The following is a 24,851-nucleotide window of genomic DNA, read 5'->3' as shown; positions in this document are numbered from 1 at the left end:
AAATGTTGCATGATTGTCGCAATCTCGCCGTCAAACACAGCGGCGACAGGTGTGCAATGCCGATCAAGGGATGAAAATCTGGCGTTTCTAATGCAAGGAATTGGCTCGGTCCCGCTCGCAGGGATGTCGCACCGCATGATGCGGTACTGGGGGTTTGGTTGCTGCGTCCGTTTTCACTCGCAGGTTCGCAAGGGCATTGGAGCCGCATCGCCGCCACGCTCCTCCTCGCCGTAACCCTTACGGCCTGTGCCGGCCGGCCGGTCGGCGTGCTCGTTCCTTCGGGCACGACGGGTGGCGCCTCCCAGGTCGACCTGATGGTCGCGACAACGCGCGCGCCCACGGCGGAACCGGGCGTGCTTTTCAGCGGCGAACGGTCGGACCAGCTTTCCCTGACGGAAATCGTCGTTTCAATTCCGCCGGAGAAAAACCGGCAAGTCGGCCAGGTGCAATGGCCGAAGAAGCTTCCGGCCAATCCGGAGCGCGACTTCTCCACGGTCAGCGTCACGCCATTGCGTGAGGGCAACGACGTCCAAAGCTGGCTGAAGGGTAACCTGCCGAAGAGCCGGCGCGTGCTGATCTTCGTTCACGGTTTCAACAACCGCTACGAGGACGCGGTCTACCGCTTTGCCCAGATCGTCCACGATAGCGGCACGGACGTCGCCCCCGTCATCTTCACCTGGCCCTCGCGGGCCAGCATCTTCGACTACAATTACGACAAGGAAAGCACCAACTATTCGCGTGACGCGCTGGAGGAACTGCTTCGGCGTGCGTCGAGCAATCCTCAGGTCGGCGAAATCACCGTCATGGCCCATTCGATGGGCTCATGGGTGACGGTCGAAGCTCTGCGCCAGATGGCGATCCGCGACGGACGCATCGCGCCCAAGATCACCGACGTCATCCTGGCCTCGCCCGATCTCGACGTCGACGTCTTCGGCCAGCAGATCCGCGCCATGGGCGACAAGCGCCCGAAATTCACGCTGTTCGTGTCGCGCGACGACCGGGCGCTGACGCTCTCCAGGCGCATTTCCGGCAATGTCGACCGTCTTGGCCAGATCGATCCGACCGCCGAGCCCTATCGCACACAACTCGAACAGGCAGGTATCAGCGTCATCGATCTGACGGCGCTGAAGGGCGGCGACAAGCTGAACCATGGCAAGTTCGCCGAAAGCCCGGAAGTCGTGCGCCTGCTTGGCAACCGGCTGATCGCCGGCCAGACCGTGACCGATTCCGATGTCGGGCTCGGCGAACGTCTGGGCGCCGTCACGCTCGGCGCAACGCAGACCGTCGGCAGTGCCGCAAGTCTCGCGGTCTCGACGCCGATCATGATCTTCGATCCCAACACCCGCAAGAACTACGACGCGCAGCTGCGCCGTCTGGGTCAATCGATGGAAAACACCGTCGGCTCGGCAGTGACCCCTTGGGTACCGCCGGAGGGCGGTGAAGCTGCCAAAAGCAGCTCCCCCGACCGTCACTCACGTTAGACGGGCAGCTCGCGCCGCTCGGCTTCCGTCACCATCGCGAGGTCGAGCACCTTCTGCAGGTTCGCCGCGTGACGAAACCCGGGCTCTTCGGTCTTGCCCTCGCGGACTGCCGCAACGAAGCGCTCATAGTTGGTCAGAACCGTACCCGCGTCGACATCGCGCCAAGTCGCGGTTTCAACGTCAGTGCCGAGGCAGGCCCGGAGCGTCGAGCCATCGGGCGTGTGCACCACTTCGAGCGCACCCTTGTCGCCGTGCAGCCTGAGCCTGAGCTCGTTCAAGTGCCCGGTCGCCCATCGGCTGGCATGGACGACGCCCATGGCGCCGTTGCCGAACTCCGCCGTCATGACGAAGCTGTCATTGGCATCGAGATCATACTCGCCGATGCGGTTATCAGGTGCCTTGTCGAAGGTCTTCAGACGGGCGAAAACCCGCGACGCGTCGGTGCCGGCGCCGTAGCCGGCGAAGTCGAGAATGTGGATGCCGACATCGCCAAGAACGCCGTTCGAGCCGTGCTTGGTCGAAAGTCGCCACAGCCATTGCGATTCCGTTGCCCAGTCGCCCCAGGCCTTGGAGACGAGCCAGCTCTGCAGGTACGACGCCTCCAGATGGCGCAACTGGCCGACATCACCGGCGAGCACCATCGCCCGTGCCTTCTGCAGCGGCGCGACATTGCGATAGGTGAGGTTCACCATCGTCACCAGGCCGGAGCGCTCGGCGGCGTCGGCCATCTCCGCCGCCTTGGCGTAATTTTCCGCGAGCGGCTTTTCGCACAACACGTGCTTGCCGGCGGCAAGCAATGCCAGCGTCGTCGGGTGGTGCGCCTTGTCCGGCGTCACGTTCGTCGCCGCGTCGAACTTGCCCCAGGCGATCGCCTCGTCGAGCGAGGTGAAGGTCTCGGCAATGCCGTGCTTGTCGGCAAAGGCACGCGCACGCTTGGGGTCGACATCGACCGCGCCGACCATCTCGACGCCTTCGATTTTGGCAAAGGCCTGGGCATGGCTGTTCGCCATGCCGCCGGTTCCAACTACAAGAAGACGCATGATGCTCACCTGTATCCTGCTTCGCCGGCCTGGTGCAGCCGGGGGCCACGCTCGACGATCGGCTCCAGCGCCTTTTCGACCGGCACGTTCGGCGCATCGTGGATCGCCGTGTAGCGGTTGTCGGCGTTGTAGGCCCACTTCACCGAATTGCGCAGCACCTTCTGGACATTGGCGTCGTGATAGGTCGGGTAGGTCTCATGACCGGGGCGGAAATAGAAGATGTTGCCGGCGCCACGGCGCCAGGTAAGCCCCGAACGGAACACTTCGCCGCCGGCAAACCAGGAGATGAACACGGTTTCGAGCGGCTCGGGAACCGAGAACTGCTCGCCATACATCTCCTCATTTTCAAGCACGAAGTTCTCGTCGAGCCCCTCGGCGATCGGGTGCCGCGGGTTGATCGCCCAGACGCGCTCGCGTTCGCCGGCCTCGCGCCACTTCAGTGCGCAGGGCGTTCCCATCAGGCGCTTGAAGATTTTGGAGAAGTGGCCGGAATGCAGCACGATCAGGCCCATGCCCTCCCAGACGCGCTTGGCGACCCGCTCGACGATCTCGTCGCTGACGGCGCCATGGTCCTTGTGTCCCCACCACAGAAGCACGTCGGTATTGGCAAGGCGCTCGACGCTCAAACCATGCTCCGGCTCCTGCAGCGTCGCCGTCGTCGCCTCGATCGCGCTTTCCGTGTTCAGCGCCGCCGCGATCGTGTTGTGCATCCCGTTCGGATAGATGCTGCGGACCACCTCATTGGTCTGCTCGTGGATATTCTCGCCCCAAACGACTGTTCTGATAGGCACGGTCATTCTCCTTACATGTTCGCCCGTTGCGGGCATGTCGACTTACGATTGATGGGGTCGCCACAAATTGGCGACCCCGAAGCTTGAAGACCGTTTCGGTGTTCGTCAGGATGTGTCAGGCCGCCCCCTTCAAGGGCGTCCGGCCCAGAGCAAGCCCCGCTGCATCGAAGCGGTGGATATTGTCGCCGACCGGCGAAATCTGCACTGTCTCGCCCGGCCGGTGAAGCGAGGTGCCGCCTTCCCGGACGATGACCGGTTCCGCGGCGCCGATGTCGAGATAGATGTAACTGTCGGAACCGAGCATTTCGGAATGCACCACCGTTCCCGACCATCGGCCGTCGCCTGCCCTGATCTCCAGATGTTCGGCTCGGATGCCGATCGTATGGGCATCATAGGGCGCGGCGAGCGCGCCGGTCAGAAAGTTCATCTTCGGCGAACCGATGAAGCCGGCGACGAAAACCGAATTCGGGCTTTCGTAGAGTTCGAGCGGCGTGCCGATCTGTTCGACCCGGCCATCCCGTAGCACGCAAATGCGATCAGCCAGTGTCATCGCCTCGACCTGGTCGTGGGTGACATAGATCATCGTCGTGTTGTGCATGCTGCGATGCAGTTTCGCGATCTCGATCCGGGTCGCGACGCGCAGCGCCGCGTCGAGATTGGAAAGCGGCTCGTCGAAGAGGAACACCTTGGGGTCGCGCACGATCGCCCGGCCGATGGCGACGCGCTGGCGCTGGCCACCCGAGAGCTGCCGCGGCAGCCGCTGGAGATAGGGGGTCAGTTGCAGCATCTCCGCTGCCGCCTCGACGCGTTTCCTGCACTGCTCCTTATCCTTGCCGGCGAGTTGCATGCCGAAGGACATGTTCTCGAAGACGGTCATATGCGGGTAAAGCGCATAGGACTGAAACACCATCGCGATGCCGCGCTTGGACGGCGTCAACTGATTGACCACCTGTCCGTCGAAGGAAAGCGTACCCGAAGAGATGTCTTCAAGCCCGGCGATCAGGCGCAGCAGCGTGGACTTGCCGCAGCCGGAGGGCCCAACGAAGACCATGAATTCGCCGGCCCGGATATCCATGCTGACGCCCTTGATCACCTCGAAGGCACCGAAGGACTTGCGGATGTTGCGCAATTGAAGCTCTGCCATGTTTTTTCCCCTTATCCTTTGACGCCGCCGGCCGTGAGCCCGGATATGATCCGCCGCTGAAAGATCAGCACGAGGATAACCAGTGGCACGGTGACGATGATCGATGCGGCCATGATGTTGCCCCAAGGGACTTCGTACTCACTGCTGCCGGACAACAGCGCGATCGCGACCGGTACCGTCCGCTGGCTGTCTGATGACGTGAAGGTCAGCGCGAACAGGAACTCGTTCCAAGCGGCGATGAAGGCGAGTAGCCCCGTCGTCACCAGTGCCGGCCACATCAGCGGCATGAACACGCGCGTGATGATCACCCAGGGCGTCGCACCATCGACGATCGCCGCTTCCTCGATCTCGACCGGCAGGTCGCGCATGAAGGTGGTTAGCACCCAAACCGTGAAGGGCAGCGTAAAGATCATGTAGGAAAAAATCAGCGCCAGGGGGGTGTTGAAGATGCCGACGGCGCGGATCAACTCGAACAGGCCGGCAAGCACCGCAATCTGCGGAAACATCGACACCGACAGGATCGTCAGGAGCAGAAGTCCGCGGCCGCGGAACCGCACCCGCGCCAAGGCATAGGCGGCTGTAACCGCAAGCAGCAGCGACACCGCGACGACAACAGTCGCAACCATCAGCGAATTGGCAAGGTTGCGCAGGAAGCCGCTGCTCGTGACGATACCTGCATAGTTGTCGAAGGATATTTCCGTCGGCCAGTAATCGACCCGGAACAATGCCGTTCCGGATTTGAAGCTCGTCAGCACCGCGTAGTAGAACGGGAACACGGCCATGATGATGATGGCAGCGACAAGGGCGTAGAACGCCGTGCGCTTGGCAAGGGTGGCAACCATCAGCGCTCTCCCTCAAGATTGACGCGGCCGAACCACATGTAGGCGACGGTGATCGCCGCAATGATCAGAAACAGCATCGTCGAGGCGGTGGCGCCATAGGCGAACTTGTCGAAGTCGAACAGGTTCTCGCGCGCCAGCACCGACATCGTCTTGGTCTGGGCGTTGTTGGGCGTCAGCACGTAAATGAGATCGAAGATGCGCAGCGCATCAAGCATGCGGAAGATCACGGCGACCATCAGCGCTGGCCGGATCAACGGCAGCGTCAGCCGCCAGAAGACCTTCAGCGGATGCACGCCGTCGATCTTGGCCGCCTCGTAAATATCCGTTGGCACCATCTGCAGGCCGGCAAGGATGAGCAGCGCCATGAACGGCGTCGTCTTCCAGACGTCGACGATCAGCACCGCGACCATCGCGGTCTCCGGATTGGCCGTCCAGGCGATCTTCTGGCTGATCAGGCCGAGGCCGAGCAAAAGGTCGTTGAGAATGCCGAACTGGTCGTTGAGCATCCAGGCCCACATCTTGGCGGAAACGATGGTCGGGATCGCCCAGGGAATGAGGATCGCGGCGCGCACCAGCCCGCGGCCCGGGAAATGGGCGTTCAGCACCAGAGCAACGATCAGGCCGAGCACCGTCTCGATGGTGACGGAGACGGCGGAAAACTTCAGCGTGTTCCAGACGGCATTCCACCAGGCAGGATCGGCAAGCAGGCCGTTATAGACCGTGCGCCCGCTCTTCAGCGTGATCCAGCTCAGATAGTTCTTGAAGCCGACGAACTCGGCACCTTCGAGATTGGTCAGCGACGCATTGGTGAAGCTGAAATAGACGGTGCGTATGAGCGGCCAGCCGGCGACGAGCGCGAGCACCAGCAAGGTCGGCGCGAGGAAGATCCAGGCGGAGCGAATGCGGCTGGCGTTGAGGTCGGAACGGATCCCTGCCTGTTGTCCGAGGACGGAAGGGGGATCTGCGAGTGAAAGATCGGTCATTGTCTTGGCTCACTCTTGCCATTCGGCGCGCGGCCGAGCGGTTGGCCCGAGAGGAACGACGCCACCAGGCAATTCCAGGAAAGTGTGAAGCGTTTTCCCATCCAGAATTGCTTGCTTTCAAAGCACTTGTTCAGAGCGCTGGGCGTCGTCGGCGGTTGCTCGGTGGAGCGAGGGAAGGCCCGGAGGCGCTCCCCTCGCCCCCGGGAGGATTACCAGCTATCGCCCTTCATCTCGGTGAGCTCAACTTCGAGCAGCTCCAGGTTTTCCGCGGCCGTGCCGTTGCCGGAGAGCGAGTTATGGACCGCATTCCAGAACTTGGCCGAAACCTCGTTGTACTTGACCTTGGTGACCGCCGACGGGCGCGGCACGGCGCTCTCGAAGATCGGCTTCCAGGCCGGCATGAACGGCTGGGCCTTGGCGACCTCCGCGTCGTCGTAGAGTGCGGCAATCGTCGGCAGGTTGGAGAGCTCGATGGCCCTGCGCTTCTGCACCTCTGCCGAAGAGAGGAATTTGGCAAGCGCGATCGCTGCTTCCTGGTCGTCGGAATATTTGGAGACGGCGACGTTCCAGCCGCCGAGCGTCGAGGACGGCTGATCGCCATCGGTCGCCGTCGGCAGCGGCGTCACGGCGAACTTGCCTTTCACCGCGCTGTCGTCGCCATTGCCGAGCGCATAGGCATAGGGCCAATTGCGCATGAAGACGGCGTTGCCGGTCTGCCAGACGCCGCGTGATTCCTCTTCCTGATAGGCGAGCACGCCTTGCGGCGAGATCGTGCCGACCCACCCCTTGATGCGGTCGATCGCTGCGGCCGCCTTCTCGTTGTTGATCGAGATCGTGCCATCAGGTTCGACGATCTGGCCGCCGCCGGACGACTTGACCCATTCGAGCGCATTGCAGGTCAGCCCTTCATAGGCGTTGCCCTGGAAGACGTAGCCCCAGAGGTCGGCCTGGCCGGAGGCACGTTCCTTCTCCTGGATTTCCTTGGCGGTCGTCGCCAGTTCATCCCAGGTCTTCGGCGGCGCCTTGCCGTACTTTTCCAGGAGGTCTTTGCGATAGAAGAGCGCCGGCGCATCGGTGAAAGCAGGCAGGGCCACGAGACGGCCGTTGACCGTCTGCGAGGCGATGATCGACGGGAAGTGCTGTCCGGCGACATCCTTCGCCGCCTCCGTCAAGTCGACGAACTGGTCGGCAAGCTGCGGCGCCCAGACGACGTCGGTCTGGTAGACGTCCACATCCTTGTTTCCGGCGGCGAGCCATAGACGGTACTGGCTGAACTGCTCGCTGCTCGACGGCGGCATGGTGACCAGGCTCACCTTGTGCCCCGTCTGCTTCTCGAAGATGGCGAGCTGCTCGCGGATGAAATTGACGTTCTTGCCGGTCGTGTTGGCGGCGAGCGAGAGCTCGGCGGCGCTGGCCGTTCCGGCTGCAACGATTGCGGCACAAAAACTCAGGGCATTGAGCATGGTTGTCATTGGGTCGACTCCTCCTGTTCCCCCTCCACCGCACGAAAGCTCCTCAGCAAATTCGAAAGCGGTTTGGATTGAAAAAAGTTGGCAGAAGACGGAAAAACTGTCAATCCATACATCAGAAAAAGTCGTTCTGCCGTGAATCATTTAAAATAATTATTTAATTTCAATATTATAACGGATGAGGAGAAATTTCACCCGCACCTAACAACAACCCATAAAATCAAAGGGGAACTGCATTAATTTAAAACGGTTTGGTAAAATTCCATCGTGGTTCGAGGCGCTGCATGCACGCGACAAACCGATTGTTACCGGCAACGAAGGTGTATACTTCTGGGACCGGGCTAGGCTGAGGAAACGCATACCGAATGAAACTGAGGGAGTTCGCACAACAACTGGGCCTTTCGCCGACCACCGTCAGCCGAGCGCTGAGCGGCTATCCCGAGGTCAGCGAAAAGACGCGCAAGCGCGTGGCCGAAGAGGCAACTCGCCTTGGCTATCGTCCGAACATCAATGCCGTGAGGCTCGCTACCGGTCGCGCCGGTGCGATCGGCGTCGTCATGGGGCGCTCCGGCGAATTCCATTTCTCCGAATTCATGGGCGGCCTGGCCGAGCGGCTCGGCACCGAGGACATCGACATCCTCGTCAGCCCGATGGATGACAAGAACCCTACGGGCGAAATCCAGCTTTACAGCCGGCTTGCCGTCAGCGGCCGCGTCGACGCCGTGATCGTGCATTCTCCCGAGCCGAACGACGAACGCATCGCACTCCTGCACAAGCTCGGCATGCCCTTTCTCGTCCACGGTCGATCCGATATCGACGTGCCGCATGCGTGGCTCGATATCGACAATGAGGGCGCCATCCGCCGCGCGACCTCGCATCTCATCGATCTCGGCCATCGCCGCATCGCCATGATCAACGGCAGGCAAGGACGCACCTTCTCGCTTCACCGCGACAAGGGCTACCGCGACGCGCTCCAGGCGCGCGGGCTCCCGTTCGATCCGCGCCTCGTTGCCCACGGCAACTTCACCGACGAACTCGGCTTCCGCTTCGCACGCTCCTTCCTGGAACAAACGCCGCGGCCGACGGCCTTCGTCGCAGGCTCGATGATGACGGCCCTCGGCATCTATCGGGCGGCGCGGTCCATAGGCCTGGAAATCGGTCGCGAAGTCTCGGTCATCGCCCATGATGACGTGTTCCCCTACCTGACGGCGGAAAACATGGTGCCGTCGCTCTCGGCGACGCGCTCTTCGATGCGCGCGGCCGGCGCACGCTCGGCCGATCTCGTGCTGCAGCTTCTCTCAGGCAGGCCGACCGAAGAGGTTCACGAACTCTGGCCGGTGGAACTGATCCTGCGGGAATCGACCGCACCCCCGCCAGAGGGCGCCTGAGGACTGACCGCCGACCGCCTCAGTGGAAGGTGGACTTGGAGAACAGGTTGAGCACAACCACGCCGGATATGATGAGGCCCAGCCCCAGGATCGCCGCCAGGTCGAGTTTCTGCCCAAAGGCGAAGTAACCGACGAGCGAAATCAAGACGATGCCGAGCCCGCTCCAGACCGCATAGGCGATGCCAACAGGGATGAAGCGCAGCGTATAGGACAGGAAGAAAAAGGCGATCGCGTAGCAGACGACCATGATCACCGTCGGTCCCAGCCGGGTGAAGTGCTGGGCCGCCTGCATCGCCGAGGTGCCGAGCACTTCAAAGACGATCGCTGCAACCAGGACGGTGTAGAGCATGGCGGGGTTCATGACGGACTCCATCCGGGTTACTGCGCCGAAAGCGCTTTGAGGTTTTCAACAAGGCCGGCCCGCGCCGCCGCATCGAGATCGTGGCTCTGCATCAGATCCGCCAGCCAGACGCCGTCGCAGGCAAAGCGGGCAAGCACGCAGCCGGTCGAGGCGTCCGTTTCTGCGAACTCCGTTGATCGCCGGCGGACCCAGTCGCGCCAGCGGCTCTTCAGATGCGGCTCGGCAATGAGCGCGATCGTCAGCATGCGCCAGCCCGGCACGTCCGTCGCCGGGTCGAGCGCGAAGCAGACGTCGATATAAGCACGGGTAAAGCGCCCCTTCGCCACCGGATCGTGCGCCATCGCCGCCTCGATCTCACGATCGAACCGCGTCACCAGGTCGTCGAACAGGCCGTCGAGCAAAGCGAGCTTGTTCGGGAAGTGGTGCAGCAGCCCACCCTTGCTGACGCCCGCCGCCTGCGACACGGCGTCGAGCGTGATGCCCGCAACGCCTTGCTCATGCGAAAGGCGTGCGGCAACCTCCAGCAATTGCTGGCGCACCTGTTCCGGTTGTTTCTTGCGGCGATGAGCTTCTGTCATGTCGCCATAAAGATACCGTCTGGACGGTTTGTCAAGCGCAAACCGCGATGAAACGCCGCAAATCGGCGCTCGCGAAAACCGTTGTCCGCCCCGTCGCCGCACGCTAGGACCGCAGGGAATGAAGGAGGCGAGCATGGCGGAAACGGAAACCACGACCCTCTACGAAGCGATCGGCGGCGACCCGACGGTTCGCGCGCTGACCCGCCGCTTCTACGAGCTGATGGACACGCTGCCGGAAGCGGCACGATGCCGCGCCGTGCATCCGCCCGACCTTTCGGGCAGTGAAGAGAAATTCTACGAGTACCTGACCGGCTGGCTTGGCGGACCGCCTATTTATGTCGAGAAGCGCGGCCATCCGATGCTGCGCCGCCGCCATTTCGTCGCTGAGATCGGCCCCGAGGAGCGTGACGAATGGCTGCTCTGCTTTACCCGAGCGCTTGAAGAAGCGATCGCCCATCCGAAGCTGAGGCAGATCATTCTCGACCCGATCACCCGCCTCGCCCTTCATATGCAGAACAAGGAATAGCCGTGATGTCGCACAGCGGATTTCGCGCAACGACGCTTTTTGTTGCCGGTTTGATGGGCCTGACCGGCGTTGTCAGCGCGGCCGCCGCTTCGCACGGCGACGATCCAAGATTGCTCGCCGGCATTTCCGCGATGTGCCTGGCGCATGCCCCGGCCTTGATCGCGCTCTACGCAGCCTGGCCGAGCTTTCGCACGGCGGCCGCTGCGGCCTTGCTGATTGCAGTTGGAACGGCGCTGTTCTCGGCGGATCTCGCCATGCGCCACATCTCGGGTCACGGCCTGTTCCCGATGTCCGCTCCGCTCGGCGGCACGACGATCATGGCGGGCTGGCTTGCCGTTTCCCTCGGCGCCTTCCTGCCGCGAAAGACAGCCTGAGAAAAAAATTCACCTCCCGAATGGACCCATTTTGGAGGTGAATGGCATATAAAATCAAAAATTTACGCGGCCGATCGTGCGCGAGGCCGCCTGATCAGGCGCCTTCGACGGCCGAAAAACCTTCGAACTTCGGCGGACCGAGATACATCGCCTTATTCTCGCCGGCATTCCTGTGCGCCGCGCGAAAATTCTCAGACTTCGTCCAGGCTGAAAACGAATCCCTGTCCTTCCAGACCGAATTCGAAACGAAGAGCGTATAGCCCTCCTCCGGCACGCTGTCGCCGCGCAGCAGGTGGAAGGAAACGAAGCCGGGCATTTCCGAAAGGCTGGAATCGCGCCCCTTCCACACGGCTTCGAAGGCCTCTTCAAGGCCGATGGCGATACGGAAACGGTTCATGGCAACGTACATCTTGGTCTCCTACAGCAACCTTGAACTACTGCATAATTCCGGACGGAAAACCGCTTCGCACTTTTCCTGGAATTGCTCTCTTACTAAAAGGCGCAACTCCGGACGGAAAACCGCTTCGCACTTTTCCTGGAATTGCTCTTATGCGCTTTCCTTCTTGCGGGCGGCATCGTTTGCAGCCCGCGGAAAGGCGAGAATAGTTCCTTCCTTCGGCTCTGCAAGACCGAGAGGGTCGCGAACCGGCGGGCGCGTCTGCCAGGTTGGAAACTCGGCGACGTTGGCGTCGTCCAGCATGCGCGCGCGGCGCGTCAGGATCTCGTAGAGTTCAGGCACCAGGCCATCGCCATGCTGCGCCGCCAGCTTGTGCAGACCGATCATCATGCACAGGTCAGGACGTCCTTCGTTCATTGTGCAAACTCTCGTCTTGTCTTGGGAGGGTTACCGCTCGTCGCGGCTGGCGGTGAGGTCCTGAAGTGCCCGCTCCAGGCTCGATTTCGAGCCGTTGCGCAGCGGCACGAAGGCCTTGCCCCACTTCTTGCAGCCGGTCTTCACGCGAAGACATGCGTCATGGCTGATGCAGTCGATCGGGCAGAAGACGCAGTCGACCGACGGCAGCACCCGGTCGATCCGCGAGACGGCTTCGCGCAGACCGCCATCATGGTGAAGCAGCTCGGCGCCAAAGGAACTGGCGATTTCGCGTAAGTGCGCCACCTGACAATCGCGGCCGCCGACATAGAGGAAACTGCGCCCTTCGAGCGTTGCCTTGCCGGCCTCCTGGCGGGCTTCGGTCGGTTCTGAACCCGAACGGCCCTTGCCATTCTTCGCCGCATTCTGGTGACGCTTGCCGCGCATGCAATCCTCTCCGCCTGATCGTGCGACAAGGGCCTTCAAGGGGCAGCCGGTCGCATCGGGACATCATCTCGACACACGCCCTTCGGCTGCGTGACGAGGGCAACCTATTAAACTTGATAATCAGAGTAAAGTATAAACATGAGTTTTTTCATCATATTTCTTTCGCCGAATCCCGGCCCGTACGAATGAGCATACGAAACGGCGCCCGCCTCAGCGGACGCTGGCAACCATCGGAACGATGAAGGATTTGGAGCTCGGCCCCCCGGCAGGAAAGGCCGGGAACGGCGCCGCATTGCGCACGGCATCGACGGCTGCGTCGTCGATGGCGGGAGAACCTGAGCTGCCGGCGACGTTTACCCGCGTCAATTCACCGTTGGCGGTCAATGTGAAGCGGACGGTCGCCGTGCCGGAAACGCCTTCGCGCCTTGCCGAAGACGGCACCTTGAATCTCCGCATGATCTTCCTGCGGACCTTGCCGTCATAATTTTCCATATTGGCATTGCCGACCTCGGATGCGCGGCTATTGCCGGTCGCGGCTGCGGCACTGCCGCTTTCCTGGCCGTCCTGCTTGCCCTTGACCTGGTTCTGCGCCTGCTCGCCCTTGTCACCCGTCTTCTTGCGGGTCACTTTCTTCTTCTTGACCGGCTCCTTCTTCGGTTCCGGCTTTTCAACCTTCTCCTTCTTGGGCTCTTCGATCTCGGGCTTTTCTTCAGGCACCACGGTTTCGACCGGCGCAACACTCGCCGTCACGACGGCCTCGGCGACCTGAAGGGTCGGCATCTCTTCAGCCGGCAAAATCACGTCTGCCTCGGTCGCGGTCAGATCATGCGGCTGTTTGGCAACGATTTCCTGAGTTGTCGAGGTGAGATCTTCGACGGGCGATATCTCCTCCGGCTTGACCTCATCCGGAACGTCCTCGGTCGGCTCGACGATCTCCGCAGGATCGCCGGATTGTAGCGTCTCTTCAAAGGCATCGCCAAGGATCGCGACCTCGGTCGCCTCTCCGCCGAGCATGAGGGCATGCTCTTTTTCCGGCGGCCCTGGGCCAAACAAGGTAGCAAGCACGACGCCATGCGTTGCAAGCGAGATGATGGCGGCCCCAGCCCAGATGACGATACGCTTCATTACAGCCTTACCTTCGCCGCACCGGGCGGCGCAAACTTCACGCTCCGAAGGAGCGGCCTCACTTAGCCCTTGAGTTCCACCGCCGATTTCGAGCCGGTCTTGATCCCGCTCATGCAGGCGCCGGGCTGCACGCCGTTGCCGACGCAGGCCGGCGCATCATTGATCAACAGGCTCTTCACCGCATCGCAGTTGGTGCCGGGGAGATCAAACTGGCGAACCTTGGTCTTGCCGGCGGGCAGATCGCGGAAGTCAAGCACGGCCATGCGCTCGACGAGGCCCTTCTGATCGAAGATCACGAACTCGAAGGACACCTTGCTCAGCGACTGCGCAAGCGCGTTGCCGGCGACGAAGGTGAGCTTGCAACCCTTCTGCGACGGCGCGACGTCATTCAACTCGATCGTCAGCCCGGCGGCGGGAACAGCCTCCTGCGCGTTGACACTGCCTGCAGCGACGAGAGCCGCAAGAGCAACGGAAACAATCGGAAGGCTGGAAAACTTCATATCGACATCACCCCAAAGGTTGCAGCGAACCACCGAACGAGACCCGCACGCCCTTGTCCACAAGCCGGCAAGAACTAACTTGAGTGCAGAAGTCCGGTATTGCGTCCATAAATAAATATGAGTAATGAAGTCAAGATAGTAAACGAATTGCACGGCAGGAAATGCTGGAAAAACAGCGCGGCCTGCCCTCTCGAAACGGCCAAACGCAGTGACCAACGACAGTGACCTTGCACGCCCTTCCGAGCCGCCGATCCAGGCCGGGCGCGCGCAGCGGATTATCGAAAGTCGCGAACTTTTCGGCAGCGAAAACGAGATCCTCATTTCCCACGACGGCGCGATCTACCGCATGAAGATCACCCGCCAAGGCAAACTGATCCTGAACAAATAGGCAGATGAAAATGACCGAGAGCCTCCGCCCCACTCCTTCCGAAATCCGCGCCTACCGCGCCGAGAACCCGAAGATGCGCGAGCGTGATATCGCAGCCCAACTCGGCGTTTCCGAAGCCGCTCTCGTTGCTGCCGAATGTGGGCTGACCGCCGTGCGCATCGATGCCGATGCCAACCGCTTCCTGTCGCGCGTCGAGGAACTGGGCGAAGTCATGGCGCTGACCCGCAACGAAAGCGCGGTCCACGAGAAGATCGGCGTCTACGAGAAGATCACCACCGGCGAGATGGCGAGCATCGTGCTTGGCGAACAGATCGACCTGCGGGTTTTCCCGAGCGCCTGGGCGCATGCTTTCGCCGTGACGAAGACCGACGACCAGGGCGAAGCCCGCAAGAGCCTGCAGTTCTTCGACAAGTGGGGCAATGCCGTGCACAAGGTGCATCTGCGCCCGGAATCGAACGTTGCGGCCTATGACAAGATCGTCGCGGACTTCCGCCTTGACGACCAGACGCAGGAATTCGCCGCCGACGTGGGCGCGCCGGCAACCGACGACAAGCCGGAAACCGTGGTCGACGTCGTCGAACTGCGCGACCGCTGGACGAAAATGACGGACACGCACCAGTTCCATGGCATGCTGCGCAAGCTGAAGATCGGCCGTCGCCAGGCGCTCAGCAACATCGGCGAGGATTTCGCCTGGCAGCTCGACCCCTCCAGTATCGAAGCGATGATGCGCGAGAGCGCCGAAATCGAACTGCCGATCATGTGCTTTGTCGGCAACCGCGGCATGATCCAGATCCATTCCGGTCCGATTGCCAAGATCGCGCCGATGGGCCCTTGGCTCAACGTCATGGACCCGACCTTCCATCTGCATCTGCGCACCGACCACATCGCCGAACTCTGGGCCGTGCGCAAGCCGACGGCCGACGGCCATGTCACCTCGATCGAGGCGCTCGACGCCAAGGGCGAGATGATCATCCAGTTCTTCGGCAAGCGGAAAGAGGGTCTCGCGGAACGGCCGGAATGGCGCTCCATCGCCGAAGGCCTGCCGCGTCTCGACACGACTGTCGCCGCCTGAAGACAGGATAGGACACTCAGATGATCAAGGGTCTCGACTTCCGTCGCCTTCGCCGCTGGGAACTGGCGCTTGCCGCCTTCGCCCTTTCGGCTCCCTTCCTGTTGCCGGCGGTGGCACCCGGTGCCCCCTCCTTCGTCCGGCCGGCGATGGCCGAGGACATGCAGAAGACCGACGTCTCGCGCGTCGTTTCGGTCGGCGGAGCGATCACCGAGATCATCTATACGCTCGGCGAGGAAGGTCGCCTCGTCGGTCGCGATTCCACCAGTACCTATCCGGAGGCGGCAAAGGCGCTGCCGGATGTCGGCTACATGCGCCAGCTCGCACCGGAAGGCATCATCGCCGCCAACCCGAGCGCGATCATCGCCGTCGAAGGCAGCGGCCCACCAGAGGCGCTGGCCGTGCTGAAGGAGGCGAACATCGCCTTCACCAGTGTGCCGGAAACCTTCGACAAGGCCGGCATCCCCGCCAAGATCCGCGCCGTCGGCACCTTCCTCGGTGTCGAGGAAAAGGCCGAAACCCTGGCAAAGAGCGTCGAAGCCGATCTCAATGCGGCGGTCTCCGAGAATGCCGCCCGTCCGGAAAGCGACCGCAAGCGCGTGCTCTTCATCTTGAGCACGCAGGGCGGAAAGGTCATGGCATCGGGACAGGGAACTGCCGCCAACGGCATCATCGAGCTCTCAGGTGCCATCAACGCGGTCGGCACCTTCCCCGGCTACAAGGCGCTGACCGACGAGGCGATCATCGAGGCCAAGCCCGATGTCATCCTGATGATGGACCGCGGCGGCGAACATTCCGCCGAGGCGGACGAACTCTTCGCCCTGCCGGCGCTCAGCCTTACCCCTGCCGCCAAGAACAAGGCGCTGATCCGCATGGACGGCCTGCACCTGCTCGGCTTCGGCCCGCGCACCGCAAGCGCCGTCCGCGAACTGAATGCCGCAATCTACGGGAAGAAGGCCAATGCCTCGCAGTGAGGCATTGGCCCGCGGCATGCGCCTGACCGCTTTTGCCGCCGATATCCGCAACGAGTGGCGCTCGGGCAACCGGTCCCGGCTGGCACGTCTCGTCATCGTCGCCCTCATCGCGCTTGCGGTCGCGACCTTCGTCGGCTCGATCATGACCGGTGCCGCCGATGCATCGCTCGCCAACGTCTGGCGCTGGCTGATGGGTGAGGCCGATCAGGCCCTGAGCATCCGCGACCGCATCATCATTCTCGATATCCGCCTGCCGCGCGCCGTGCTCGGCATGCTCGTCGGCGCTTCGCTCGCGGTTTCCGGCGTCGTCATGCAGGGCCTTTTCCGCAATCCGCTGGCCGATCCCGGCCTCGTCGGCGTGTCCTCAGGCGCGAGCCTCGGCGCCGTGCTGCTGATTGTGCTCGGAACCGCCGCCTTCGGGCCGCTCTTCGCGCTGTTCGGCTTCTATGCATTGCCGGTCGCAGCCTTCGTCGGCGGTCTCGTCACCACGCTGCTGCTCTACCGTATCGCCACGCGCGGCGGCCAGACTTCGATTGCCACGCTACTGCTCGCCGGCATTGCGCTCGGCGCGCTGACCGGTGCGGTCACCGGCGTTCTCGTCTTCAGGGCCGACGATAAGCAATTGCGCGACCTGACCTTCTGGGGCCTCGGTTCGCTCGCCGGCGCCAACTGGACTAAGATCCTGGCTGCAGCGCCGATCATCCTCGCTTCGCTCGCGGTTACCCCTTTCCTGGCGCGCGGGCTGAATGCCATCACGCTCGGCGAAGCGGCCGCCTTCCATATGGGCATTCCTGTCCAGCGGCTGAAGAACATTGCGATCGTCAGTGTCGCCGCGGCGACCGGCGCATCCGTTGCGGTCAGCGGCGGCATCGGCTTCGTCGGCATCGTGGTTCCGCACCTGCTGCGGCTCGTCATCGGTCCCGATCATCGCTACCTGCTGCCCACCTCGGCGCTGCTCGGCGGCACGCTGTTGATCCTCGCCGACATGATCGCCCGCACCATCGTCTCTCCGGCGGAACTGCCGATCGGCATCGTTACCGCCTTTATCGGCGCGCCGTTCTTCCTCTGGATCCTGCTGCGCGGCCGTTCGAACATGGGACTCTGAGCGAAACCATGATCAACGTTTCCAATCTCTCCGTTCGCCTTGGCGGGCGACCCGTCATCCACGGCGTCTCGCTCGAGGCGCTGCCCGGCGCACTGACCGCCATCGTCGGCCCGAACGGCTCCGGCAAGACCACGACGCTGAAGGCGATCTCCGGGGAGCTTTCGCCGTCGAGCGGAACGATCCGCATCAATGGCCGCGACCTGCGCGGACTGAAGCCGTGGGAACTCGCGCTGATGCGCGGTGTGCTGCCCCAGTCGACGGTCATCTCCTTCCCCTTCACCGTGCGCGAGGTCGTGAGATTGGGTCTTGCCGCCGGTGCCAATGCGCATTCCGCCGTGCACGACCGGGTCACGGCCGAGGCGTTGGAAGCGGTGGATCTGGCTGGCTTTGCCGGACGCTTCTACCAGGAACTGTCAGGCGGCGAGCAGCAGCGCGTGCAGCTTGCCCGTGTCCTCTGCCAAATCACCGATCCGGTCATCGACGGCGAGCCGCGCTACCTGCTGCTGGACGAACCGGTGTCGAGCCTCGATATCCGCCACCAGCTCGGGATCATGCAGCTCGCCCGCAAGTTCTGCGAACGCGGCGGCGGGGTCGTCACAGTGATGCACGACCTCAACCTGACGGCCATGTTCGCCGACCGGATGGTGATGATGAAGGCCGGCAAGGTCCGCGCCTGCGGCACGCCGCGCGAGGTTCTGACCGACGAGACGATGGAAGCCGTCTTCGGCTGCCGCATGCAGGTGGGTGTCGCACCGGCGCTGCACGTGCCGTTCGTCCTGCCGCAGACAGCATCGCTCTGACGCCACGCTCGCGGATCCGGTAGATGCCCGTTGGGGCGTCCGGATTTCTCAAGCCTCAACACCAAGATTTATCGAAACAATTTCCGCACTTGTGCGTTGTTCTCCCGAAGCGCCGGCAAGGGCCTCTAGTTGTGCTCGCCGGTTCCGTCAGACAGCGCCGACCGTTCGCGGCCGGCGCATGCGTGAAAGGGAGTATCCATCATGGCGCCTAGCCTCTTCTCCGGCTCGAGCTCGCGATCGACAAAAAGCAACGGCAAGCTCGCCGATATCTCCATCGAGGAACAACTGGGCGAGTTGCGCAGTGATGTCGCAACGCTCGTCGCATTGCTGGCCGATCGTGGATCGGCCGCCACAAAGCAGGCACGTGGCAAGGCGCAGGACGCCCGTGAACAGGCCGAAGCCGGCATCAGCGAATTGCTGGCAAGCGGCGAAGACCTGTTGGCCGAACTTCGCGACCGCTATGCCGGCACGGAAAAACAGGTTCGCCACGCCGTTCGCGAGCATCCCATCGCCACGCTCGGCGCCGCCGCCCTGATCGGGCTCGCGGTGGCGGCGCTGCTTCGGCGCTGATTTCGGTCGAACCGGACCCGCGGGCAACAGTTCGCGGTTTCGAACGAGATGAGGAAAAGCATATAGGTTTTCCGCCCGTATCCCGACCTTGCCTAAGAAGCCCTATCACGACGGGGAGTAACGCATGGGACCATTGACGGCCGCCCTCGCCAGCCTCTTGGCCGCCGATATCGGCGCCGCCGCCTCTCGGGTGAAGCGCAATGCAGCCCTATGGAGCGTCATAGGGCTGTTGCTCGTCACCGCCTATGTCTTCGCGCTAGCCGCAGCCTTTCTTTATCTCAGCGCGCGCTATTCCCCGGTCGCGGCCGCGGCGGCAATCGCCGGGGCTCTGGTCGTCACCGCGCTGGTGCTGGTTGGCATCCTCATGTCTCTGCAGAACCGTGACCGGCGGCGCCAGGAAGAACGCCGCCGTCGCACGCAAATGCAGACCAATCTGACCCTGCTCGCAGCCGCCGGCATCCTGCGCAAACAGCCGCTTCTCGCCGTCGCGACGGCTGTTGCGATCGGCGCGCTTCTCGGCACCGGCAAGCGACGCGGACGCAAACACGACGACTGATGCACGCAGCAAGCCAGTCGTCTCAATGGCGGGTGCGATCCCGTTAGAGCGGCAACCGGATCAGCGCCGTGACCCCGGCGGGGAGATACTCCACCTTCACCGAACTACCCAGCACCTTGTCGAGGCTGCGCTCGATGAGGATGGAGCCGAAGCCGCGCCGCTTTGGCTCGCGCACCGGCGGCCCACCAACCTCGGTCCAGGTGAGATGAAGAACGGTGTCGCCGTCTTCGACGACGTTTCGCGCCGTCAATACCACCTTGCCTTTCGGCACCGACAGCGATCCGTATTTCACGGCGTTGGTTGCAAGCTCGTGCAGGACCAGCCCGAGGCCGACGGCCTGGTCGGGACCAAGCGACACTTCGTCCTTGTGCAGTTCGATCTGGTCCGCATAGGCGCTCACATGCGGCAGCAGTTGCTTGGCGATCAGGTCGGCAAGCCGGATGGTGCCCCACTCGTGATCAGAGAGCAGACCATGCGCCTCGGAGATCGCCTGCAAGCGGCCGGCAAACGCGGTCATGAATTCGGCCGGGTCGCTCGTCTGGCGAAGCGTCTGGCGCGCAAGCGATTGCAGCATGGCCAGTGTGTTCTTGACCCGATGATTGAGCTCCTTGAGCAGGAGCCGAGTGCGCTGCGCCGAAGCCTGCTGGTCGGTGACATCGATCGTCACGCCGATGAACGTAAGCGGATTGCCCTTGCCGTCACGGTCGTGCACGCGGCCGCGGCCAAGCAGCCAGCGACCGGTATCGCCAATGCGGAACATGCCGTCATATTCATCGTCAGCCTTCATCGCCTGGCGAAGCTTGGCGAAAGTCGCGCCGCGGTCGTCGACGTGGATCGCGCCGAAGATGTCCCGGACGCCAACCGAACGCTCGGCCGAAAGTCCGAACATACGTTTCAATGCGCTGTTGCCGGCGATCGCACCTGAGCGGATATCCCAAAGCCAGCTGCCGATGTTGGCCGCTTCGAGCGCCATCGCGTGCCGCTGCTCCTCGCGCGACAACGCCGCCTCCTTTAGAGCGCGCCGACGGGCTTCGTCCTTGACCTTGAAGAGCGAGGCTGCGAGCGCGGCAAGCCGGCATAATTGGTGGATGAGCGGTTGCGACACCTCAGCGCGCGGCTTGTCGTCGAACACACAAACCGTGCCCACTGCCTGCCCGTCGAGCACGATCGGCGCACCGGCATAGAAGCGCAGAAATGGCGGCCCCTTGACCTGTCGGTGACGCGCGAACCGCGGATCGGTCGAAGCGTCGAGCACGACGAGGCTGGAGTCGGCCGCAGCGGTCACATGCGGGCAAAACGCGTCTTCGGATGGGGCACGGGTCTCATCGGTGCCGACAGCCGCCTTGAACCACTGCCATTCGCGGTCGATCAGCGTCACCAGTGCGATCTGAGCGTCGAAAAGCCCGGCAGCAATTTCGACGATCCCGTCGAAATCCCGATCCGGGATGGCCATGTCGGGGACGGTCGCATGCAGAACGCCAAGACGCTCGGGCGCGTCGAGCAGCTTCGTCACGGGCGGGTCCGTTTTCTCTGTCCTCACGTGCATACTGTCTCAATTCTCAATCTGAACGAGATGAGGAAGCCCTGGCGATCCACCCGCATCCCGCTCGATTCTGGAGCGTCTCGCCCCAAAATCGTCATCACTGCGCATTCGTCAGTCGATGCCAGCCGTCACGGCGTGTCCCCCTTGGGCTCAAGCCGCCAGTGAAAGCAGGACACCGCCACTTTTGCAACGGTGTCCTGCCCGAAATTCTTCCCTCAGGAGATGAAGGCCCGCGACGTGATCGGAGCCGAGGTTTCATCCGGCCCGTAGTCGTTTTCACCCTTCACCTGCAGGATATCCTGCAGCCGCTGACGCGCGCGGTTGACCCGGCTCTTGATCGTGCCAAGGGCACAGCCGCAGATCGTCGCCGCCTCCTCGTAGGAGAAGCCGGAAGCTCCGACCAGGATGATCGCTTCGCGCTGGTCCGGCGGCAGCATCTCGAGCGCGCGCCGGAAATCCTGCAGGTCGAGCGAGCCGTATTGCTCGGGATGATGGGCCAGCGACTCGGTGAAGTGACCGTCGGTGTCCTGCACCTCGCGCCCGCGCTTGCGCATCTGGCTGTAGAGCTCGTTGCGCAGGATCGTGAAGAGCCAGGCCTTCATATTGGTGCCCATCTCGAAATGGTCCTGCTTCGCCCAGGCCTTCATGATCGTGTCCTGCACCAGATCGTCGGCACGGTCGTGGCGACCGATCAACGACATGGCGAAGGCACGCAGGCTCGGCAAGGCGGCAAGCATCTCTCGCTTGAAATCATTTTTTTCGGACGACATTCTGGCACTTACTCCCTGCCCTGCAGCGCCGATTGCTGCTCGGCTGCGTCGAGCTTTTCCAGAAGATCGAGAAAACGCGCGGGTATCGCCTCTTCCTGCACGGACTGATAAAGCGCTTTCAGCTTTGCTGCGATCTGCGCATTTGGGTCTTCTGTCCATAAGGTCGTGCCGGTAGTCCGCCCTGCCCCTGTTTTATATTTCATTGTCAAACTGTCGCCTTCGAGTGTCCATAGCCGCCATAACGCAGCAGAAAATTGAAATGTTCCCTCGCGGAACCTTTTTTTACGTCCGGCGTTCTCGCAACGTCACCGTAGAAAGATACCCGAGGGAGTTCCCCTATGACATTGTCCACGCGGATAGCACCGCTTCTGCCGTATCTGCGCCGCTATTCGCGCGCGCTGACCGGCTCGCAGACATCAGGCGACGCCTATGTCGCTGCCGTTCTCGAAGCGCTGATCGCCGACACGTCGATTTTCCCGGAAGCGAGCAATGATCGCGTTGGCCTGTTCCGGCTCTTCACCTCACTTTTCGGTTCCTCGTCCGTGCTTGTGCCGGAACCGATCTCGCCTTTTGCCTGGGAACAGCGTGCATCGATCAATCTTGCAACCGTTTCGCCCCTTGCCCGCCAGGCCTTCCTGCTGGTCTCGGTCGAGGGTTTCCGTCCCGAGGAGGCCGCCGAGGTTCTCGACGTGTCCACCGATAAGGTCGGCAGCCTGCTCGACCGCGCCTCGCAGGAAATCTCGCGCCAGGTCGCGACCGATATCATGATCATCGAGGACGAACCGCTGATCGCCATCGATATCGAACAGATGGTCGAAAGCCTCGGCCATCGGGTCACCGGCATCGCCCGGACGCGCGACGAAGCGATCGCCCTCTACAAGAGGACGCGGCCAAGCATGGTGCTTGCCGATATCCAGCTCGCCGACGGCAGCTCAGGCATCGACGCGGTCAACGACATCCTGAAGACGAGCGCCATTCCGGTGATCTTCATCACCGCTTTCCCGGAACGGCTCCTGACCGGCGAGCGGCCGGAACCGACCTTCCTGGTCACCAAGCCGTTCAACCCGGATATGGTCAAGGCACTGATCAGTCAGGCGTTGTTCTTCAACGAATCGACCAAGGCGGCGGCCTGAGTGCAACCTGCATGTTCCCTTTGATCGCAGCCGGTCAAAGGCAAGAACATGCAGGTCATTCAAAGGGCTACAGCGTCGCGCGTCACAAAGGGCCGCGACGCCGTAGTCCATTTTACCGTTTCGTCGAAGCGGCGAATGGCCGGTTTTCCCGAAATCAGCCGTTCCTGATATTTGCGCCACTTCCCGATATTCGCGCGGAGGCACACTCGCCGGCGCGACTTCATGTCAGCCGGCCTCACCCCGCCGTTTCACATTTCCCGCAGCATCTCTTTGGCTTACCCCGGAAACACGACAGCCAGTGCCGAGGGAAGGCACTGGCTGGTATGTGCAACTCACTCGGGGAGTGTGAGTTGTAGGCCGGCGGTCTGCCTCCGGCGCGGCATTGGGGGCTATGCGCGCCACCGTCCGGTCGCAAACAGAATGCGCGACGGGGCAAAAGGTTCCAAGCACCCGCCCTGACCGTTTCGGCCTACCGCTTCACTGCATCTTGTCGAGTTCGTCACGATGGCGGTAGAGCGCCAGGAAGCGGCGGTAATCGCGGTCATAGGTGCCGCGAGCACTTGCGTTCGGCAGGCGCTCGTGCCCCTCCGACGCCATTTCCGCCCCTGCGGCGGCGAGATCCCGGTGGATGCCGCCGGCAACCGCAGCTGCCATCGCCGTACCGAGCAGCACCGCGTCCGGTGCCTGCGGCGCAACCACGCGGCAGCCGGTCACATCGCAGTAGAGCTCCATCAGAAGCGCGTTGCGCACGTGGCCGCCGGTGACGTGCAGCGTGTCGAGCTGGTAGCCGACCTCGCGCATCATCTCCAGGATGTGACGGATGCCGAGCGCGATCGCGACGCAGGTGCGCCAATAGAGACGGCAGAGCGCATCGAAGGAGGAATCGAGCGGCAAGCCGCTGATAACCCCGAGCCCATGCGGGTCGGCGAGCGGAGAGCGGTTGCCGTGGAAATCGGGAAGCACATGCAGGCGATCGGCAAAAGCGGCGCCCTGCTCGGCGCGCAGTTCCTGCACCCGGGCGATGATCCGGCCGTGGGTCTCTGCCGTCGGTTCAATGCCGCCGCCATGCAGCCGCACGATATGGTCGAGCAGCGCACCTGTCGCCGATTGCCCGCCCTCGATCAGCCAGGCGCCCGGAAGAACCGCTTCGTAATAGGGGCCCCACATGCCGAAGCCCGGCTTCATATCCTTGGAAAAGGCGACAATGCAGCTCGATGTACCGGCGATCAACGCGAGTTGTTTTTCGAGCTTCTCCGGCTTCCCGATAAACTCGCCGACGACGCCGAGCGCACCGGCATAGGCGTCGATCAGACCCGGCGCCACCTGGCAGGCTTCGTCGAGCCCAAGCTCTGCGGCGGCCGCAGCGCTCAAATGACCGATCGAGCTTCCGATCGGCAGCGTTTCTTCCGGTAGTCCGCCGCGTTCGATGAGATCTTCAAGCCCGATCTTTTCGAGATAGTCCGGCTGCCAGCCGCGCTTCTCATGCGCCAGATAATTCCACTTCGCCGTCAGCGTGCAGCGCGAACGCGCAGCGCTCCCCGTCGCCCGCCAGGAAAGATAGTCGGCCAGATCGAAGAAGAAGCCCGCCTTCTGCCATTGTTGCGGCAGATTGCGCTTCAGCCACATCAGCTTCGGCATTTCCATTTCCGGCGACATGACGCGGCCGGAGAAGTCGAGCACCGGATGGCCGGTCGCCGTGCAGAAATCTGCCTCGGCGAGCGCCCGATGGTCGAGCCAGACGATCGTGTCCCAGCGCGCCTCGCCCTTGCGGTTGACGGATAGCGGCTCGCCTTCGCGGTCGCGCACCACCAACGAGCAGGTGGCGTCGAAGCCGATCGCGGCAACGCTTTCAGCGGCGATCCCGGCCTTGTCCTTGGCCGCCTGGACCGCGCCACAGACGGCGCGCCAGATATCTTCGGAATCATGTTCGGCGTGGTTTTCTTCCGGCCGGTTCATGGCAATCGGCAGGTCGGCACGCGCGAGCAGCGTGCCCTTCCGGTCAAAGATACCGGCGCGCGCACTGCCGGTGCCGACATCGACCGCAACGACGAATTCACGCATCAATGAAAGTCCCGCCCCTCTT

29 protein-coding genes are annotated in these 24,851 nt (G+C 62.7%); 12 read left to right on the top strand and 17 right to left on the bottom strand.

The window, feature by feature from the left end; translation table 11 throughout:
• Positions 1–161: 161 nt before the first annotated feature.
• On the top strand, positions 162–1,481 hold the full coding sequence (locus ACTJKM_RS18815) for an alpha/beta hydrolase (protein ID WP_058326494.1): 1,320 nt from the start codon (positions 162–164) through the stop codon (positions 1,479–1,481).
• Here ACTJKM_RS18815 and ACTJKM_RS18810 read toward each other — a convergent pair.
• The 6 genes from ACTJKM_RS18810 to ACTJKM_RS18785 form a co-directional block, all read right to left on the bottom strand.
• A complete protein-coding gene (locus ACTJKM_RS18810) occupies positions 1,478–2,521 on the bottom strand; it encodes a Gfo/Idh/MocA family protein (RefSeq protein ID WP_057249133.1) in 1,044 nt (347 codons plus the stop codon). The genes ACTJKM_RS18815 and ACTJKM_RS18810 overlap by 4 nt on opposite strands.
• Before the next feature lie 5 nt (positions 2,522–2,526).
• A complete protein-coding gene (locus tag ACTJKM_RS18805; protein WP_375374130.1) occupies positions 2,527–3,318 on the bottom strand; it encodes a ThuA domain-containing protein in 792 nt (263 codons plus the stop codon).
• A 109-nt stretch (positions 3,319–3,427) separates the two neighbouring features.
• The gene (locus ACTJKM_RS18800; protein ID WP_058326435.1) at positions 3,428–4,456 is read right to left on the bottom strand and encodes an ABC transporter ATP-binding protein; all 1,029 of its coding nucleotides are present in this window, start codon (positions 4,454–4,456) and stop codon (positions 3,428–3,430) included.
• Positions 4,457–4,467: 11 nt separating this feature from the next.
• Entirely contained in the window at positions 4,468–5,298 is an 831-nt protein-coding gene (locus ACTJKM_RS18795; RefSeq protein WP_058320797.1) for a carbohydrate ABC transporter permease, read from the bottom strand.
• A complete protein-coding gene (locus ACTJKM_RS18790; RefSeq protein WP_058320796.1) occupies positions 5,298–6,281 on the bottom strand; it encodes a carbohydrate ABC transporter permease in 984 nt (327 codons plus the stop codon). Before ACTJKM_RS18790 ends, ACTJKM_RS18795 begins: the two co-directional genes overlap by 1 nt.
• Positions 6,282–6,490: 209 nt before the next feature.
• Positions 6,491–7,753 carry an ABC transporter substrate-binding protein gene (locus ACTJKM_RS18785; RefSeq protein ID WP_058326436.1) on the bottom strand — a complete coding sequence of 421 codons (1,263 nt, stop codon included), beginning with the start codon at positions 7,751–7,753 and terminating at the stop codon, positions 6,491–6,493.
• A 362-nt stretch (positions 7,754–8,115) separates the two neighbouring features.
• Here ACTJKM_RS18785 and ACTJKM_RS18780 point away from each other — a divergent pair, with 362 nt between their 5' ends.
• Positions 8,116–9,138: a substrate-binding domain-containing protein gene (locus tag ACTJKM_RS18780; RefSeq protein ID WP_058320794.1), complete on the top strand. Its 1,023-nt coding sequence runs from the start codon at positions 8,116–8,118 to the stop codon at positions 9,136–9,138.
• A 19-nt stretch (positions 9,139–9,157) separates the two neighbouring features.
• Here the strand turns inward: ACTJKM_RS18780 and ACTJKM_RS18775 are convergent, their stop codons facing one another.
• Positions 9,158–9,499, bottom strand: coding sequence for a DMT family transporter (locus ACTJKM_RS18775; RefSeq protein ID WP_058320832.1), 342 nt, complete (start codon positions 9,497–9,499; stop codon positions 9,158–9,160).
• Between the two features lie 17 nt (positions 9,500–9,516).
• Positions 9,517–10,077 carry a TetR/AcrR family transcriptional regulator gene (locus tag ACTJKM_RS18770; RefSeq protein WP_058326437.1) on the bottom strand — a complete coding sequence of 187 codons (561 nt, stop codon included), beginning with the start codon at positions 10,075–10,077 and terminating at the stop codon, positions 9,517–9,519.
• A 133-nt stretch (positions 10,078–10,210) separates the two neighbouring features.
• On the opposite strand from ACTJKM_RS18770, the gene ACTJKM_RS18765 reads away from it, so the two are divergent.
• Both ACTJKM_RS18765 and ACTJKM_RS18760 read left to right on the top strand, forming a co-directional pair.
• Positions 10,211–10,603 (top strand): globin domain-containing protein, encoded by a 393-nt coding sequence (locus ACTJKM_RS18765; protein ID WP_057249082.1) that lies wholly within the window; start codon positions 10,211–10,213, stop codon positions 10,601–10,603.
• A gap of 5 nt (positions 10,604–10,608) precedes the next feature.
• Positions 10,609–10,977: a DUF423 domain-containing protein gene (locus ACTJKM_RS18760; protein WP_058320792.1), complete on the top strand. Its 369-nt coding sequence runs from the start codon at positions 10,609–10,611 to the stop codon at positions 10,975–10,977.
• Positions 10,978–11,071: 94 nt separating this feature from the next.
• On the opposite strand, the gene ACTJKM_RS18755 is transcribed toward ACTJKM_RS18760, so the two are convergent.
• From ACTJKM_RS18755 to ACTJKM_RS18735, 5 genes are all read right to left on the bottom strand, one after another.
• Positions 11,072–11,386: an antibiotic biosynthesis monooxygenase family protein gene (locus tag ACTJKM_RS18755; RefSeq protein ID WP_058326438.1), complete on the bottom strand. Its 315-nt coding sequence runs from the start codon at positions 11,384–11,386 to the stop codon at positions 11,072–11,074.
• A 138-nt stretch (positions 11,387–11,524) separates the two neighbouring features.
• On the bottom strand, positions 11,525–11,791 hold the full coding sequence (locus tag ACTJKM_RS18750; protein ID WP_058326439.1) for a hypothetical protein: 267 nt from the start codon (positions 11,789–11,791) through the stop codon (positions 11,525–11,527).
• Positions 11,792–11,821: 30 nt separating this feature from the next.
• A complete protein-coding gene (locus ACTJKM_RS18745) occupies positions 11,822–12,235 on the bottom strand; it encodes a DUF2325 domain-containing protein (RefSeq protein ID WP_057249078.1) in 414 nt (137 codons plus the stop codon).
• Positions 12,236–12,445: 210 nt separating this feature from the next.
• The gene (locus tag ACTJKM_RS18740) at positions 12,446–13,360 is read right to left on the bottom strand and encodes a cell envelope integrity protein TolA (RefSeq protein WP_058326440.1); all 915 of its coding nucleotides are present in this window, start codon (positions 13,358–13,360) and stop codon (positions 12,446–12,448) included.
• A gap of 62 nt (positions 13,361–13,422) precedes the next feature.
• Entirely contained in the window at positions 13,423–13,860 is a 438-nt protein-coding gene (locus tag ACTJKM_RS18735) for a hypothetical protein (RefSeq protein WP_058326441.1), read from the bottom strand.
• 208 nt (positions 13,861–14,068) lie between these two features.
• Between ACTJKM_RS18735 and hemP the strand changes: the two genes are divergently transcribed.
• The 7 genes from hemP (at position 14,069) to ACTJKM_RS18700 (ending at position 19,322) form a co-directional block, all read left to right on the top strand.
• Positions 14,069–14,248: a hemin uptake protein HemP gene (gene hemP, locus ACTJKM_RS18730; protein ID WP_176907420.1), complete on the top strand. Its 180-nt coding sequence runs from the start codon at positions 14,069–14,071 to the stop codon at positions 14,246–14,248.
• A 10-nt stretch (positions 14,249–14,258) separates the two neighbouring features.
• Complete coding sequence (locus tag ACTJKM_RS18725; protein ID WP_058326495.1) at positions 14,259–15,320, top strand: hemin-degrading factor; 1,062 nt, start codon at positions 14,259–14,261, stop codon at positions 15,318–15,320.
• Between the two features lie 20 nt (positions 15,321–15,340).
• Positions 15,341–16,291, top strand: a complete 951-nt coding sequence (locus ACTJKM_RS18720) for a heme/hemin ABC transporter substrate-binding protein (RefSeq protein ID WP_058326442.1) — start codon at positions 15,341–15,343, stop codon at positions 16,289–16,291.
• Positions 16,278–17,396 carry a FecCD family ABC transporter permease gene (locus tag ACTJKM_RS18715; RefSeq protein WP_057249074.1) on the top strand — a complete coding sequence of 373 codons (1,119 nt, stop codon included), beginning with the start codon at positions 16,278–16,280 and terminating at the stop codon, positions 17,394–17,396. The genes ACTJKM_RS18720 and ACTJKM_RS18715 overlap by 14 nt, the downstream gene beginning before the upstream one ends.
• Before the next feature lie 8 nt (positions 17,397–17,404).
• A complete protein-coding gene (locus tag ACTJKM_RS18710) occupies positions 17,405–18,196 on the top strand; it encodes a heme ABC transporter ATP-binding protein (RefSeq protein WP_058326443.1) in 792 nt (263 codons plus the stop codon).
• A 201-nt stretch (positions 18,197–18,397) separates the two neighbouring features.
• Positions 18,398–18,766 carry a DUF883 family protein gene (locus ACTJKM_RS18705; protein WP_058326444.1) on the top strand — a complete coding sequence of 123 codons (369 nt, stop codon included), beginning with the start codon at positions 18,398–18,400 and terminating at the stop codon, positions 18,764–18,766.
• A 124-nt stretch (positions 18,767–18,890) separates the two neighbouring features.
• Positions 18,891–19,322, top strand: a complete 432-nt coding sequence (locus ACTJKM_RS18700) for a hypothetical protein (protein WP_058326445.1) — start codon at positions 18,891–18,893, stop codon at positions 19,320–19,322.
• Between the two features lie 43 nt (positions 19,323–19,365).
• On the opposite strand, the gene ACTJKM_RS18695 is transcribed toward ACTJKM_RS18700, so the two are convergent.
• The 3 genes from ACTJKM_RS18695 to ACTJKM_RS18685 form a co-directional block, all read right to left on the bottom strand.
• Complete coding sequence (locus ACTJKM_RS18695) at positions 19,366–20,868, bottom strand: sensor histidine kinase (RefSeq protein WP_058320783.1); 1,503 nt, start codon at positions 20,866–20,868, stop codon at positions 19,366–19,368.
• A 212-nt stretch (positions 20,869–21,080) separates the two neighbouring features.
• Positions 21,081–21,635 carry an RNA polymerase sigma factor gene (locus ACTJKM_RS18690; RefSeq protein ID WP_057249069.1) on the bottom strand — a complete coding sequence of 185 codons (555 nt, stop codon included), beginning with the start codon at positions 21,633–21,635 and terminating at the stop codon, positions 21,081–21,083.
• Positions 21,636–21,643: 8 nt separating this feature from the next.
• The gene (locus ACTJKM_RS18685; protein ID WP_058320782.1) at positions 21,644–21,838 is read right to left on the bottom strand and encodes a NepR family anti-sigma factor; all 195 of its coding nucleotides are present in this window, start codon (positions 21,836–21,838) and stop codon (positions 21,644–21,646) included.
• A gap of 135 nt (positions 21,839–21,973) precedes the next feature.
• Between ACTJKM_RS18685 and ACTJKM_RS18680 the strand changes: the two genes are divergently transcribed.
• Positions 21,974–22,768 (top strand): response regulator, encoded by a 795-nt coding sequence (locus tag ACTJKM_RS18680; RefSeq protein ID WP_057249067.1) that lies wholly within the window; start codon positions 21,974–21,976, stop codon positions 22,766–22,768.
• A 477-nt stretch (positions 22,769–23,245) separates the two neighbouring features.
• On the opposite strand, the gene ACTJKM_RS18675 is transcribed toward ACTJKM_RS18680, so the two are convergent.
• Positions 23,246–24,829: an FGGY-family carbohydrate kinase gene (locus ACTJKM_RS18675; RefSeq protein ID WP_058326446.1), complete on the bottom strand. Its 1,584-nt coding sequence runs from the start codon at positions 24,827–24,829 to the stop codon at positions 23,246–23,248.
• Between the last annotated feature and the right edge of the window lie 22 nt (positions 24,830–24,851).

This window comes from Ensifer sp. 22460 (assembly GCF_052044935.1).
In the GTDB taxonomy this organism is placed as follows: Bacteria; Pseudomonadota; Alphaproteobacteria; order Rhizobiales; family Rhizobiaceae; genus Ensifer.
The sequence above is the reverse complement of the archived record's forward strand: the minus strand, read 5'-3'. Positions and strand labels throughout refer to the sequence as shown.

Excerpts from the sequence above, each read along its gene's own strand:
- ACTJKM_RS18780 (WP_058320794.1), top strand. The coding sequence starts at position 8,116 with ATGAAACTGAGGGAGTTCGCACAACAACTGGGCCTTTCGCCGACCACC.
- ACTJKM_RS18790 (WP_058320796.1), bottom strand. The coding sequence starts at position 6,281 with ATGACCGATCTTTCACTCGCAGATCCCCCTTCCGTCCTCGGACAACAG.
- ACTJKM_RS18770 (WP_058326437.1), bottom strand. The coding sequence starts at position 10,077 with ATGACAGAAGCTCATCGCCGCAAGAAACAACCGGAACAGGTGCGCCAG.
- ACTJKM_RS18775 (WP_058320832.1), bottom strand. The coding sequence starts at position 9,499 with ATGAACCCCGCCATGCTCTACACCGTCCTGGTTGCAGCGATCGTCTTT.
- ACTJKM_RS18705 (WP_058326444.1), top strand. The coding sequence starts at position 18,398 with ATGGCGCCTAGCCTCTTCTCCGGCTCGAGCTCGCGATCGACAAAAAGC.
- ACTJKM_RS18725 (WP_058326495.1), top strand. The coding sequence starts at position 14,259 with ATGACCGAGAGCCTCCGCCCCACTCCTTCCGAAATCCGCGCCTACCGC.
- ACTJKM_RS18805 (WP_375374130.1), bottom strand. The coding sequence starts at position 3,318 with ATGACCGTGCCTATCAGAACAGTCGTTTGGGGCGAGAATATCCACGAG.
- ACTJKM_RS18785 (WP_058326436.1), bottom strand. The coding sequence starts at position 7,753 with ATGACAACCATGCTCAATGCCCTGAGTTTTTGTGCCGCAATCGTTGCA.
- ACTJKM_RS18750 (WP_058326439.1), bottom strand. The coding sequence starts at position 11,791 with ATGAACGAAGGACGTCCTGACCTGTGCATGATGATCGGTCTGCACAAG.
- ACTJKM_RS18700 (WP_058326445.1), top strand. The coding sequence starts at position 18,891 with ATGGGACCATTGACGGCCGCCCTCGCCAGCCTCTTGGCCGCCGATATC.
- ACTJKM_RS18710 (WP_058326443.1), top strand. The coding sequence starts at position 17,405 with ATGATCAACGTTTCCAATCTCTCCGTTCGCCTTGGCGGGCGACCCGTC.
- ACTJKM_RS18765 (WP_057249082.1), top strand. The coding sequence starts at position 10,211 with ATGGCGGAAACGGAAACCACGACCCTCTACGAAGCGATCGGCGGCGAC.
- ACTJKM_RS18810 (WP_057249133.1), bottom strand. The coding sequence starts at position 2,521 with ATGCGTCTTCTTGTAGTTGGAACCGGCGGCATGGCGAACAGCCATGCC.
- ACTJKM_RS18745 (WP_057249078.1), bottom strand. The coding sequence starts at position 12,235 with ATGCGCGGCAAGCGTCACCAGAATGCGGCGAAGAATGGCAAGGGCCGT.
- ACTJKM_RS18675 (WP_058326446.1), bottom strand. The coding sequence starts at position 24,829 with ATGCGTGAATTCGTCGTTGCGGTCGATGTCGGCACCGGCAGTGCGCGC.
- ACTJKM_RS18740 (WP_058326440.1), bottom strand. The coding sequence starts at position 13,360 with ATGAAGCGTATCGTCATCTGGGCTGGGGCCGCCATCATCTCGCTTGCA.
- ACTJKM_RS18755 (WP_058326438.1), bottom strand. The coding sequence starts at position 11,386 with ATGTACGTTGCCATGAACCGTTTCCGTATCGCCATCGGCCTTGAAGAG.
- ACTJKM_RS18695 (WP_058320783.1), bottom strand. The coding sequence starts at position 20,868 with ATGCACGTGAGGACAGAGAAAACGGACCCGCCCGTGACGAAGCTGCTC.
- ACTJKM_RS18685 (WP_058320782.1), bottom strand. The coding sequence starts at position 21,838 with ATGAAATATAAAACAGGGGCAGGGCGGACTACCGGCACGACCTTATGG.
- ACTJKM_RS18760 (WP_058320792.1), top strand. The coding sequence starts at position 10,609 with ATGTCGCACAGCGGATTTCGCGCAACGACGCTTTTTGTTGCCGGTTTG.
- ACTJKM_RS18715 (WP_057249074.1), top strand. The coding sequence starts at position 16,278 with ATGCCTCGCAGTGAGGCATTGGCCCGCGGCATGCGCCTGACCGCTTTT.
- ACTJKM_RS18800 (WP_058326435.1), bottom strand. The coding sequence starts at position 4,456 with ATGGCAGAGCTTCAATTGCGCAACATCCGCAAGTCCTTCGGTGCCTTC.
- ACTJKM_RS18680 (WP_057249067.1), top strand. The coding sequence starts at position 21,974 with ATGACATTGTCCACGCGGATAGCACCGCTTCTGCCGTATCTGCGCCGC.
- ACTJKM_RS18795 (WP_058320797.1), bottom strand. The coding sequence starts at position 5,298 with ATGGTTGCCACCCTTGCCAAGCGCACGGCGTTCTACGCCCTTGTCGCT.
- ACTJKM_RS18720 (WP_058326442.1), top strand. The coding sequence starts at position 15,341 with ATGATCAAGGGTCTCGACTTCCGTCGCCTTCGCCGCTGGGAACTGGCG.
- ACTJKM_RS18690 (WP_057249069.1), bottom strand. The coding sequence starts at position 21,635 with ATGTCGTCCGAAAAAAATGATTTCAAGCGAGAGATGCTTGCCGCCTTG.
- ACTJKM_RS18735 (WP_058326441.1), bottom strand. The coding sequence starts at position 13,860 with ATGAAGTTTTCCAGCCTTCCGATTGTTTCCGTTGCTCTTGCGGCTCTC.